12 protein-coding genes and 2 other RNA genes are annotated in these 12,916 nt (G+C 37.9%); 13 read left to right on the forward strand and 1 reads right to left on the reverse strand.

All coding sequences use genetic code 11. The annotated features are described in order from the left end of the window. Window positions 1-204 precede the first annotated feature (204 nt). The 13 genes from ssrA (MHH46_RS00960) (at window position 205) to ssrA (MHH46_RS01020) (ending at window position 11,370) form a co-directional block, all read left to right on the forward strand. Window positions 205-569, forward strand: a transfer-messenger RNA (tmRNA) gene (gene ssrA, locus MHH46_RS00960). Window positions 570-814: 245 nt separating this feature from the next. Further along, window positions 815-1,774: a recombinase family protein gene (locus MHH46_RS00965; protein WP_256715788.1), complete on the forward strand. Its 960-nt coding sequence runs from the start codon at window positions 815-817 to the stop codon at window positions 1,772-1,774. Then, window positions 1,775-1,984: a zinc ribbon domain-containing protein gene (locus MHH46_RS00970; protein WP_256715789.1), complete on the forward strand. Its 210-nt coding sequence runs from the start codon at window positions 1,775-1,777 to the stop codon at window positions 1,982-1,984. It abuts the gene before it with no gap. 58 nt (window positions 1,985-2,042) lie between these two features. Then, window positions 2,043-2,411: a hypothetical protein gene (locus MHH46_RS00975; protein WP_256715790.1), complete on the forward strand. Its 369-nt coding sequence runs from the start codon at window positions 2,043-2,045 to the stop codon at window positions 2,409-2,411. A 103-nt stretch (window positions 2,412-2,514) separates the two neighbouring features. Then, complete coding sequence (locus tag MHH46_RS00980) at window positions 2,515-2,889, forward strand: hypothetical protein (RefSeq protein WP_076126869.1); 375 nt, start codon at window positions 2,515-2,517, stop codon at window positions 2,887-2,889. A gap of 88 nt (window positions 2,890-2,977) precedes the next feature. Further along, window positions 2,978-4,105 carry a protein kinase family protein gene (locus MHH46_RS00985; protein WP_076126871.1) on the forward strand — a complete coding sequence of 376 codons (1,128 nt, stop codon included), beginning with the start codon at window positions 2,978-2,980 and terminating at the stop codon, window positions 4,103-4,105. A 3-nt stretch (window positions 4,106-4,108) separates the two neighbouring features. Continuing rightward, window positions 4,109-5,743 carry a hypothetical protein gene (locus MHH46_RS00990; protein WP_405132547.1) on the forward strand — a complete coding sequence of 545 codons (1,635 nt, stop codon included), beginning with the start codon at window positions 4,109-4,111 and terminating at the stop codon, window positions 5,741-5,743. 193 nt (window positions 5,744-5,936) lie between these two features. Beyond that, window positions 5,937-6,404: an NUDIX domain-containing protein gene (locus tag MHH46_RS00995; RefSeq protein WP_076126875.1), complete on the forward strand. Its 468-nt coding sequence runs from the start codon at window positions 5,937-5,939 to the stop codon at window positions 6,402-6,404. 111 nt (window positions 6,405-6,515) lie between these two features. Next, complete coding sequence (locus tag MHH46_RS01000; RefSeq protein ID WP_076126878.1) at window positions 6,516-6,866, forward strand: hypothetical protein; 351 nt, start codon at window positions 6,516-6,518, stop codon at window positions 6,864-6,866. 10 nt (window positions 6,867-6,876) lie between these two features. Next, window positions 6,877-8,208 carry a nucleoside 2-deoxyribosyltransferase gene (locus MHH46_RS01005; protein ID WP_405132548.1) on the forward strand — a complete coding sequence of 444 codons (1,332 nt, stop codon included), beginning with the start codon at window positions 6,877-6,879 and terminating at the stop codon, window positions 8,206-8,208. Continuing rightward, window positions 8,198-8,833 (forward strand): 7-cyano-7-deazaguanine synthase, encoded by a 636-nt coding sequence (locus MHH46_RS01010; protein ID WP_218641638.1) that lies wholly within the window; start codon window positions 8,198-8,200, stop codon window positions 8,831-8,833. Before MHH46_RS01005 ends, MHH46_RS01010 begins: the two co-directional genes overlap by 11 nt. Window positions 8,834-8,928: 95 nt before the next feature. Beyond that, window positions 8,929-10,878, forward strand: a complete 1,950-nt coding sequence (locus tag MHH46_RS01015; protein WP_179086303.1) for a hypothetical protein — start codon at window positions 8,929-8,931, stop codon at window positions 10,876-10,878. After that, window positions 10,849-11,370: a transfer-messenger RNA gene (gene ssrA, locus MHH46_RS01020) on the forward strand. Before MHH46_RS01015 ends, ssrA (MHH46_RS01020) begins: the two co-directional genes overlap by 30 nt. Here ssrA (MHH46_RS01020) and MHH46_RS01025 read toward each other — a convergent pair. Beyond that, a complete protein-coding gene (locus MHH46_RS01025; protein WP_179086302.1) occupies window positions 11,331-12,887 on the reverse strand; it encodes a recombinase family protein in 1,557 nt (518 codons plus the stop codon). The genes ssrA (MHH46_RS01020) and MHH46_RS01025 overlap by 40 nt on opposite strands. Between the last annotated feature and the right edge of the window lie 29 nt (window positions 12,888-12,916).

A 12,916-nucleotide genomic window follows, 5' to 3' on the forward strand; every position in this document is an offset into this window, starting at 1 on the left:
CTGGGAGAACTAGACGATTCAAATGAGTTCCAGTTTCAACCTTCAATTCCTTTAACCCACGTGTTAAAGTGTTGATAAATGTGCTATACTGAGTAAGTAAGTAAGTTAGTTATTGCTTCGTTACAGTTTTCTTGAACAAGAAGCTGTAGATTGGATCTCTCTTGCTTGGAAGATCCGCTTGATCCGAAGCGCCCTTTTTAATGAGGGGCCGTTCTTGGATTCGACGGGGGTAGTTCGAGCATGAGTAGCGAGTAGTGGGGACGCGTCCGCTTCATCAACGCTAAAGCCTATTAAACGGCAAACAACAAAACAACTACGCTTTCGCAGCCTAAGAAACTGTGTGCGTGCTTCTACTCTGCATCGCCCATGTGACAGGGATAGGGGCTAACAAATAGTGGGATACGCTGTCTCATCTCCGCCTGCGGTGAGCTGAAGAAGACAATCAGGCTGACCCAACGTATAGCCGGTTACGGGGCGATACTCGGGTGACATCAAAACTGTGACTACACTCGTAGAAGCTTATGTGCCGTTATCTTCGGACAGGGGTTCGACTCCCCTCGGCTCCATATGGAGTAAAGTAAAAGACACCTTTAGGGGTGTCTTTTTTACGTTATCGTGCTGAAATGATTTAATCGTGACCGAAGATGCTCATCCTTCGATTATCGACATGGAACTGTGGAATGCCGCTCAGGCTTCCTTAATGAGTCGCAGACAGTCCAAGTAATATTGGCTTCATTTATCAGCAGGTATGCCCACATGGGTGTATCTGCTTTTTTTATGCCCAAAAATCAATATACGAGAGGAATGTGTATTTATGAAAGTAGTCTATTATGTCCGTGTGTTATCTGAGCGTCAAGCAGAGAAAGAGTTATCCATTCCAGCACAGATAAAAGCCATACAACAATACTGCATGGAGAAAAATTGGAGTATCGTCGGCGAGTTTATTGAAAAAGGCAAGTCCGCCAAAACGGATGATCGTCCGGAATTTCAGAAGATGATCGCTTTAGCCAAACGCTCCAATCGCCCTTTTGACGCGGTGATCGTCCACAAGTTCGACAGGTTTTCCCGTAAACGTGACGACCATGTTATTTACAAGGCGTTGCTTAATCAATGTGGGGATAAGGTCATTTCGATTACGGAGAAAACGGAAGGGGAGACACCGCAGGATATGCTGCTGGAGGGAATGCTTGAAATCATCTCTGAATTCTTCAATGCCAATCTTGCTGTAGAGGTGCGGAAAGGAATGACTCAGAATGCCAAACTGGGTTACAACAATGGTGGAACGCCGCCATACGGCTATCGGACGGAACACATCGCTTTGGGACACCAGAATACGAAGTCGGTGTGGGTGCCGGGGCCACGTGAAGAGATTGATATTATCCGGTGGATATTTAATCAGTACGCTTTTGAAAACAAAGGCTACCATAAAATCGCATCTGAATTAAATCAACAGCAAGTGCCTACGCAAAAAGGTGGAACATGGTCAGCCAGTACCATTCGTGCAATCATTTTTAATGAATCGTATATCGGAAGCAAAGTGTGGAATAAGCAAGACTATCAAACCAAAGGTAAAAAGTGGAGAGATCGCTCTGAATGGATCATCACTGAGAACGCTCACCCAGCGTTGATTACGAAGGAACTGTTTGAACAGTGCCAGGCTGCTGCTAAGCGACGCAACAATGGTGGAGGTGAAACTCACAAGCCCTTCGGCAACAGGATCGCATCGCCCTTCTGGCTGCGTGGCATCATGGTCTGCGACAAATGCGGCTCGTGAATGGTTGGCAACTCTGCATCCACACGCAGTAAGAGTGGTGGACAGCGATACTACACTTGTGGCGGATATCTGAGGAAAGGAAAGGAATTCTGCTCTTATGTCGGCTGGAGAAAGGAGCGTGTGGAAGAGGTCGTGACGAATAAGCTCAGAACAACGCTGTTGCGATTGTCGATGGATAATCAGTTGGAGGAAGAGATTCGCATGCCATAACGAGAAGAACAAGCATGTCATTGCTCAAGTATCGAGCCTTGCGGCCGAGATCATATTTTTGGAGAAACGTGTAGATGCGGTTGTAGGTGATATGAATGCAGGGAAAGAAAAGTCATTTCATCAGGAGATGCTGGATGAGATGAAGACGGAGTTGATGGAGAAGAAGGCAGAGCATGCAGCATTGTCGGCAGGGCTGCGAGAGGTCGATGTCCCAGAGGAATACATCGCGTCTGTGAAATATGATATTCAGACATTAATTGGTCTGCTGGATGCAGAGGTTCAGAATCCGCAGATGTTGCATCAGATCGTGAGTAAGTTTGTATCGAAGGTGGTTGTGCAGAGGGAGACGAAGAATGTTTATGTGAAGGTGCAATTTGTGAATGCGGATGATGTTTTGTATGAGAAGAACATTGTAGCCGAAATGTAATAAAGCTCTCTGTATGAAACGGTCGACAATTCTTTTGACAGTAAATTCACGGTATGAGAATATTGCCATATAACATTCCAATATCTTGAAGGAGTTGATAGAGTTGTCGGCTGAATTTCGTATAAACATTCAAGGTTTGAATCCCCCTGCTTGGACTATGGGTAAGCAAAATGACTCTTACTTCTCATACTACGAGAATGAACATGGCGAACAGTGGGTAGCAAAACGTGAAGGTGATATTCTTTGGATTTCTGGTCTTGATATCGGCTGGAAGGAGTATCAACTCACCATTAAGGAAGCAGAGGCTGAATATAGCCGAATTCTTGATCAAATCATTGCTCATACGCTTATGCAGGCGAAGAGCGTTCCTGAGAGGCTTAGCCAAACTTATTTAGAAACGGCTGTTGCACGAATACGGGAGTATGAAGGAGAGATGCCGCTTGCTCAAGTTGTTTTGGATGTTAGTGAATTATTGTGATTAGCTTGTGTGTTAAATGCTGCTATTCCGCAGATGAAATGGTCAAAAGAAAGAAACGAAAAATAAGGCAGGGATGGGATGAATTATTATGTTGCAACCAGGTGAAATAGTGAAATTTAATAGTATGAAAAATTTTAGACATCTCTCGCCATTAGGAGCCGGAGGTACTGGAGATGCTCATCTATTTAAGGATGAAACGACCGATATGCTCTTTGCTTTTAAAAAGTATTCGCCGAAAGGTTCTAATGATACTGATGATACATTTAGACGTTTTGTTGATGAGATAAAAATTTTATTCAAGTTGTCTCATCATAATGTAGTTAGAATCTTTAATTATTATTTATACCCTGAAGCTAAATCAGGTTATTTGCAAATGGAATATGTAGACGGAGTAGCTATTCACAAATTTGAACCAAGCTTTGGAAAGACTTGGACTGACATATTTAAAGAGGTTATATATGCTTTTGAATATCTAGAAGAAAATCAAATATTACATAGAGATATTAGACCGTCTAATATAATGATAGATAAAGACGAAAATGTAAAGATCATTGATTTTGGCTTCGGAAAAAAACTACAGATTGAGGAAAAAGAGGGGAGAAGTGTATTTCTTAATTGGCCTGTTACACAGCTACCTAATGAAACACAACTAGAAGGTGTATATAATCATCAGACTGAAATCTATTTCATTGGAAAACTATTTCAAAGTATTCTTAGGGAAAAAAGTAAAAAAGAAAATTTTAAATTTGATTATATTGTTAATAAGATGATCAAAATTGATCCAAGTGATCGTTATGGCTCTTTCAATGAAATATCTCAAGTCATATCAGCTGGAGTAATGAGTGAAATAAATTTCTCGAATAAGGAAAAGGAGACATATAAACATTTTGCGGATGCCTTAGTCAGTCATATATCTAACTATTATGATAAGTACGACCCAATAAACGATATTGAAATAACACTCAATAAGTTAGGTACCCTAATTCGCAACAGTTCGCTTGAGATATTTGTACAAGACAATGCTCAGTTAATTAGATGTTTCATTAAGGGAGGATACTCTTTCAATAAAAAATGTGATATAAGCGTAAACCACGTAAAGGACTTTTATCATTTTTTATTAAGATTAGAGCCTTACAAGCAGAAAATAGTTTTAGACAATATACATACTCGGTTAGCTAGTATAAAAATTATTATTGATGATGACCTTCCTTTTTAAAGAATGAAATTAAATTTAGAGGTGCAATCAATGGGCGAAAAACAAGGGACAAAATATAAATTACATCAAGAATCATTAGGTACTCAAGAGGATTTACATTTGTTTTTGAAAAAAATTGGCGACTATCCTGCGAGTCTCCCTATAGTTCATCTTTCCAGAAGGAAAGCTCTATTAGAATTACTAACAGTACACTCTGAACTTTCATTTATACATCTTAAAGGTGGGTATCGGAGAATACCTGATCTAAATCCTGAACTTGATGAAAGACAGAGTGAGAGATTAATTCAAGAATCACTGAAATGGGCAATTAAATGGGTCTTCGATTTTTGTAATGATAAAGGGGAAAGCAAATCAATTAAACCTTCGAGAAAAGAAGTAATTGAGATGCTGATATTTGCTTATAAATATGATTTCTTTCGTGATGTGCTGTTTTCTGCTTCAAAAGGTGGATATTCTATTAAATTAACAAATAATAGACTCGAGTTTATTCCTGAGAATATTAATCACGCTTTCTTAGCATACAATTCTTGGAGACAAGCTTACAGAGAACGCATACAGATTAATAACATTCAGTCAACAGGAATAGCAGCTATAAAGGAAGTGCAGTCAAGCGAATTTACTATGCCAGATACATGGGATCTAGGCAAATACACATTGAATGAGTATAAGCAATTTAGTGTAAGTCTTGATGAATTGCTTTCAATATGGATAAAAAATCACGGGACTAAAAATCCCAAAATAGTAATTGGTAAATATAATTCATCAGAGTTAGTGAAAATTCATCATGAAAATTGGTGGTTTCAACAGATATCAAATATATCTGGATTATCCCAAAATACTGTTAAGGATATTATATCGGATTTAACTTACAGCAATATAAAAGATACTGATCCAGCATATCAATATTTTGTGCCTCTTAATGAAAATGAATTAGCCCTATCTGCATGTTTTGCAGGTGTGTTTATTAGACCGGAAAGGAATTTAGTGGCCCTAATACCTAAAATGCCAGAGAATGCGTTCCATCAATTAACTAACGATTGTGAAGGACAACAAATAAGTTTGATAAAACAATCTTTAAAGGATGAAGAGATTCTCATAGCAGAGAAGAAAACTAAAGCTCAAGAGGTTAGGCCAGGTATGGACATTTTATTTTTAGATGTAAATACTAAGGAATTGTTAGTAGTTGAACTGAAATGGACAGCTTCTCCATCTAATACAGGTGAAATGTACAATGTTGATAATCAGGTAAAGAAGGGTTTAGAGCAATTACAAAAAGCCCATGAATATGTAGCTCAACATATCGATACCATACTTTTCGAATACTTCGGTGCATCCTATAAAGGAGTGCAGCCTAGAGATCAAGAATATTGTGTCGCTATAAATGAAAGTATAGGCACGGGAGAGCATTGCGACGCTTTTGCTCATGTCGTAACGTTAGACCATTTAATTGAATTACTAAATAAAGGTGTAGGGTACACAATAAACACATTACGGAATACAACTCATCGAATCCCAAATGAATTTTATTCTGAAGTTCCAATGAACTTTGAATTGCTTGGATACGATATCCATTGTTCTGGAACTCAGCTCAAAGGAACGTGGTTAGACAAATCCTTACCTAAGCTTAGTCGTAGATAATAGTTATAGAGGTCATATGAGCAAAAACTTAATAAATCATTCTAGGTTTAGCAATCTTAACTTGCTTAGAAATAATTAAGTTTTGACCTAAAAGGAGTTCTTAATTGAAAAGAAGCATATGTTCTCTTTAAGAATGATAGGATTTCTGATAGTTTTATAAGGAGTCTTAACTAGTTTTGGAGGTGAAATGACTATGAGTAGTAATATATTCACGCTCTGTATAGTTAGAGACAACGAGAAGATATTAGTACAAAAAAGGGAGAAACACCCGTTCAAGGGATTTTGGAACGCTCCAGGTGGAAAAGTGGAGCTTCGAGAGTCTCCCACTGAAGCTTGCCTGAGAGAAGTGTATGAAGAAACTGGTTTGCACCTCAATGATCTGAAATTTAGAGGAATCATGACTGTTTCTAATGCTATACGCAAGTTGGGAACAGAAGTCCTAATGCTGTTTGAATCAAGTGACTTTGAAGGAGAACTAACTTCTTCTGATGAAGGATTAATTGACTGGATTGATTTAGATACTATTTATAATAGTAGAAATGTGCCTGATAGTATGACCTATATTCTTCCTTACATTGTTGACTACGAAGGCATCATTACTGGTAAGCTAATATATAATAAAAATGAGTTAGAAGTCTGCGATATATCATTGCAGGCATAGTAATAGGCCCTCTATAAATTGGAGGGCTTTTTTTATTGGGGAAAGAAGGGATTTGCATATTAATGTCTAATAGTTACATAAAATGTCGAGAAGGAAAAAGGAGGAAAAGAAATGGGGAGTTCTGGAACCGGATCTTTTGGTGATTTGAAAGGGTCAAGCGAAAGTCAAATGTGTTTAAGAAGTATAAAGGATGACTGGCTTGAAGAAGTAGCAAGATGTGATTTCTTTAAAACTCAAGGTGGAGTTCCCTCAATAATGCATCCAGTTCATATTCATAACAGTATAGTTAATGGAAGGATTGTTGTAGTCAGCACATCTACAGATGAAATAATAGGTTTATTGCCTAGTTCATATAGCTACTTGCTAGGTTGTATGAAGAAAGGGCATCAATACATAGGTACTGTTGTGCACAGTGTTAATACCCCTATTCCTAAAGTAATGGTAAACATAGATGCAGTCTAATTCTAGATTTTTGGTTATCGGAGAAGTATATACTGACGTTCATCTGCACGCAAAATCGGATGGGAAGAGTATTTTAAGGTTAGGTGGGGTGTTTCATAGTGCTCGATCACTTGATGCATTTAATCAAGTTTATGCTTTAGCTACAATATCACCAAGCTATATAAATGAAAGTGTCAGTAAATATGCTAATGAACTTTCGGCGGTTGAATGTTTTTATATTGGAGAGATAAATAACTGCCCAAATGTGATGCTGATATCCGATTCTGTCGAAGCAGGAGACCAAGGCTACAACGATATTTTAAGAGAACAATCAACAGCTTCAATAAATATATCCGAACTAGAAAAGGCTTTGGATAAGTTTAAACCAACAGATATTGTTCTATATCCAGGGAAATATCCTCTATCATCCATCTATCAAAGTCTTGGAAAGACTAAATGCCGCATCCATATTGATTTTCAGTATGGATTAGTAGAGTTGGAAATGCTCAGAGCAAATGGAATAATTCTTGAAACGTTTATTTTATCTACTTCAGCTGGATATTTTAAAGAGGAATGTAACAGACAATCCTCACTTCTTGTTGAGAAAATTGAGAGCAAGTACGCCAAAACAATATTATTAAAGGAAAATAGAGGAGGCTCCAGACTATATATTCATAGTGAGAAGCAGTGGATTACGGCCCCTTCGTTTCCAGTCGTTACTCAGCATTCAGTAGGTGTGGGAGACTGCTATAATTCGGTTTTCCTAAGTACAAAATACATGCAGGATAATATTCGATTTGCCCTTAAGCAAGCATCGTATTCAGCATCATTATATGCAAGCACATGGATGCATGATGAATTTAAGGAAATAATGAATTTTTTACCTGATGAAGAAGAGTTGTTATTACTTAATGGCATAGAACTACCCTGGGATGAAAGAAGTATGAAGCATATATATATTGCTGCTCCAGATTTTCCAGACGTGGATACTACTTGGATTGACTATGTATGCAATGCGTTGACATATCATAATTTTATACCGCATAGACCAGTCAGAGAAAACGGCATTATTAGAGGGAATGAGCCTGAGTCACAACAGTTACAAGCTTATGATAAAGACATAAAATTATTAAATGAATGCTCTATATTAGTTGCAGTATTGCTAAATGATGATCCTGGTACATATGTGGAAATTGGTTGGATGGCCAAATTCGGAAAACCAACAATCTTGTTTGATCCTTATCGTAGATCATATAACCTCTTTTTAATAAAGACTGTAACCAAGATATGTTATACCTTAGGAGAAGTTGTAGATGCGGTGTACCAGCTTAGTACAAAAGGAGAAGAAGAAGTTGGGAAATGATAAAGCAAGCTATGATGCAATTCTTATGGCATCTGGTGGTCTTGACTCGACGGTCATGGCTTATTGGCTGAAAAAGCAAGGTATGCGGGTGCAAATCCTGTTTATTGACTATGGACAACATTTTAAAAAAGTGGAATATGAAACACTACTCAAAGTACTTCCTCAGGAGTATAAGGATTCTGTTCGAGTCGTCAGGATAGGAGATATATACGTGAATTCAGAATCTCGAATGATACGGGAGCCTAACCTGTGGGAAGATGATGTTACGGCAGATGATTTATACTTACCATACCGTAACCTCTTGTTTCTATCAATTGCTTCATCGGTCGCTCAATCTGAAAACGTATCTGAAGTGTACTCGGCCTTTATTAATTCTAATCATGCAAAAGAAATTGATTGTTCCAAAGAATTCTTTGATAAATTGGGAGGCTTACTTGGAGAATACGGAACTGTTAATATTCAAATGCCTTTCCGTGATATGTCTAAGAAGGAAGTTGCTGAGTTAGGAATTGAATTGGGAGTTCCAATAGCATTAACTTATTCATGCCAAGCAAACAGTGAAGTTCATTGTGGTGTTTGTCCTAATTGTGTTGATAGGATAAATGCATTGAAGAGTCTAGACTAAAATAGGAAGAAATATAGAGCTCGATTTCTTAGTGTTGAACTAGTAATACAAGGGACATATAATAAAGTATGGAACTTGATTGGGGAGATGGACTTGTGTTTACAAAGAAGATAAATCAAATATCGGATAGTTTGCACGGATCAATTCAAATAAGTGAACTTGAGAAAACGATTATCTCTACTCAGGTTTTTAATCGATTACATCATGTTCTTCAGAACTCAACTGCGTATCTTACTTTTCCAACAAATAAAACTAGTAGATTTGCACATTCTATCGGTGTTATGCACCTTGGAGGTGAGATGTTCCGTTACGCAGTGACAAATGGAGAAAATATTGCTATTGAAAATCTATTGAGAGTTATCGAAACGTTTCTGAATACTTTGTCTGACAATAATGAAGATTTCCGGAGAGAAGTTGGCATTTCGTTTAATTCTATGACTGAGTATAAGAGAATGTTCACTGATTTAAAGAGGAGAGAATTCGATGATTCCTTCTATAAAGCAAATTCACCTTTTCTAATATCACAAGAACAGCTATACTCTTATATTGTTGTTTATCAAAGTCTCCGCCTTTCGGCATTGTTGCATGATTTAGGTCATCCGCCATTTAGCCATATTACTGAGGATGCATTGGATTCAATTTATGCCAGTATTCAGTCGAAAATTGATCGTGGTGATAGATTGAATGGAAGAGAAACTGATTATTATAATACAATTAAGGAATATAAAATATCTGGAGATAAACTACACGAGAAATTAAGTAAACACTTAGTTACGCATGTTTTTTCTTCTACTCTAAATGCTATTGAAAATAAAGAAAAAATAATATTCTACCTTCACGTTAAATTTGTAACGCTTGCAATATTAAATGACTTTTCGGAAGATTTTAAAGAGATTCATCGAGTAGTTGATGGGGTTATTGATTGCGATAGATTAGATTACGTTTCTCGTGATCCACTAGCTTCTGGATTTAATGATGGACAAATTGAATATGGACGTATTATTAAAACTATGAAACTAGCTCAGAACGGAGCCTCTTTTAAGTTTTGTTTTTCAAGTAGTGTAATGAACACTATTGAGGATTTTCTAAATAGAAGATGGAGGATGTATAAGCATGTTATACTCCACCATCGTGTTGTTAAAACAGATCTGCTACTTAATCAAACCATCAGGTCTCTTGCAGAAGAATACTTATTAGAAAAGGAACCGAAGGAGGTAGAAGAAGATTACGACTTTACTATTCCGAATGATATATCTGGATTATGGAAAACTGTAGGGAAATCATTTAATTTAACTCATATTGATTATATAAATCATTTTATACAATGGGACGATTCATGGCTCCTGTCGTGTCTTCGCAGAGAATATTTTAAGAGAAAACATAATCAAATAAACGATGCTACAACTATTCAGCTTGAAGAGCTGCTCTCAAATAAAAAGCATTATTTTTCATTGTATAAACGTTACGATGGATTACTTCCTCTAGACCTAGCTTTACTTGAACATTTTGATGAGGGGTGTTTGGTAGGCGTTCAAGAAAAGCAGAATGCTAAAGCGTTAGTACAAATTATTTCCTATTATAAAACAGAATATAGAAATGAGATAGAACAAGGGCGTTCTTGGGCATCCAGAGTTCCGATGCACGGGTTGTTTATTATTGCGATAACGGAACTGTTTAGCAATTTAGGGAAAGACCATGAAATTTTATCAATGCTAAACAATGTAGCGAATGCAGTTAAGGCAGAATACAATATTGTAGATATTATTGTTAAAAAGACAAAACTTTCTACAGGTCTTAGCAATGAGGCTATAATTTATGATGAACATGGTATTAAATCAATTCAAGACAATTCTCGTATTGAAGTTGATTTAAAGAGTAATAAAGGTGTTTTTCCGCCATACTTTATATATATGTATACTGCTGGACGGAGTCTTTCTAAGGATGAGTTACGTGAAGTAAAGGAGAAAATAGGAAAAGGTCTTGCGGAAGAAATCAATAAATTTTTTAATGAATTGGGAGGCGATTTAAATGTGCAAAAGATTTGATCGTAATAAAGAAAATTTTGTTGATTTAGTGTATGAAATGAAGGAATTTTCCGAACAACAAATAACACAAATATTTATTAAAGAAAACAATGAAATAATTATAGATGAGCATGCCTCGATTAGGGATGTTTTGGATAATTTAAAGGAAATTGGATCACTGAGATTCGATGGTTTGCTCTATAGGGTTGTGCCTGATGTAGAAAGACTAAGCTTTAACCCTTTTTCTTTTCATGTATTAGCATAAAGTATTTATTCAGAAACTGTGTGCGTGCTTCTACTCTGCATCGCCCATGTGACAGGGATAGGGGCTAACAAATAGTGGGATCGCTGTCTCATCTCCGCCTGCGGTGAGCTGAAGAAGACAATCAGGCTGACCCAACGTATAGCCAGTTACGGGGCGATACTCGGGTGACATCAAAACTGTAACTACACTCGTAGAAGCTTATGTGCCGTTATCTTCGGACAGGGGTTCGACTCCCCTCGGCTCCATATGTTAAATCCACAATTTGGAGTTTAAAGATTATCTCTACATGCACTTTGTAGACGAGCACCTTATCCACATAACTACCAATGAACTTTTTGATTTCGGGAAGATCGTGGTTTGTAACGTGGACTCCAAACTTAGAAAGCAGTTGTCGCAGAGTATCCTCTGTGATGGCTGCTTTTTCTGTTACAGCCTTAGTTTCGAGCAACTTCTGGCCAAGCTGTAGTTTATGCTGCTCTAATTCCTCAAGCTTACTAGACAAAGCAATGTTGAAAGTGCCACTAGCGATGGCATTAACTATATTTGTAATCTGACGTTCAATACCCTCCAGGCTCTTAGCTAAGCGTTCGCGTTCACCTTTTACGTTTGATTGCTTGGAGTTATGATAGTCGTTTAGTTGCTTGGCAAGCAGCGGAATGGCCTCCTCATTAAATATCTTCTCTTGCAATTGAGAGATGACGTAGTTTTCAATATATTCTCGGCGTAGCTCGGGATTATTACATTCTTTCGTTCGATCACGATTACCACAGCGGTAGGTGACGTATTTGAGCTTGTTTCTTCCGCTGAATTTTGTATTGCCCATCATTGAATACGGAGTACCAACGTTTTTTAGGCATTCACCACAGACGATGAGACCGCTTAGCAGGTAAACTTCTTTAGCCTTATATGCTCCAGGCTGGCGTTTGTTACTGTCCATCTTTTCTTGAACCTGCTGGAAAACTTCCTTAGAGATGATTGCTGGCATGCCCCCTTCTACTCGAATGACATCCTCATTGTCTTTTTTACGGTTGCCGTTCCGCTTGCCGTGTACATCTTTCCCGTCCGTCAGATTATAGATGTAGGTTCCTGTGTACTTCTCGTTACGAAGTATTGTACCTAAAGTTCCCTTGCTGATGGGCTTGCCATATCGTGATTTGTAGTCATTGTCGGCCAATTCCCGAATGATTTGGTTGTAACCGTAGCCTGCGATAAACATCGAGAAAACTGTATCTACGATTCGGCGTTCTTCCTCGTTAATGATGTATTTCCTGGTGATGGGGTCAACCGAGTAGCCAATTGGAGGCAATCCCCCTGTATGCTTACACTGGTAGGCGGTTTCTTTCATGCCCTTCATCACTTCCCGAGCAAGGTTCTTGGAGTAATATTCGGCCATGCCTTCGAGCAAGGATTCCAAAATGATACTCTCTGGAGAGTCATCCAGATTCTCCGTTACGCTAATCAAGCGTATGCCGTTCATTTTTAATATTCGCTTATATTTGGCACTATCGTATTTGTCGCGACTGAAGCGGTCCAGTTTGTGAATGATAACTACATCAAACATCCCTTTTCCGCTGTCTTCTATCATTTGAAGAAAGCCAGGCCGCTTGTCAGATGTTGCTGTTTTTGCACGATCTTCATACTCTGCCACAATTCTATAGTCGTTTGACCTACAGAAATGTTCGGCTGCACGTTTTTGTGCATCAATTGATTCGTCTCTTTGGTTATCGCTGGAAAATCTACCGTAAAAAGCTGCTCTAAAAGTCATGAGAATTCCCCTCTCTGATTTACATGATT

Source organism: Paenibacillus sp. FSL H8-0175 (assembly GCF_045040615.1).
Classification (GTDB): domain Bacteria; phylum Bacillota; class Bacilli; order Paenibacillales; family Paenibacillaceae; genus Paenibacillus_AQ; species Paenibacillus_AQ odorifer.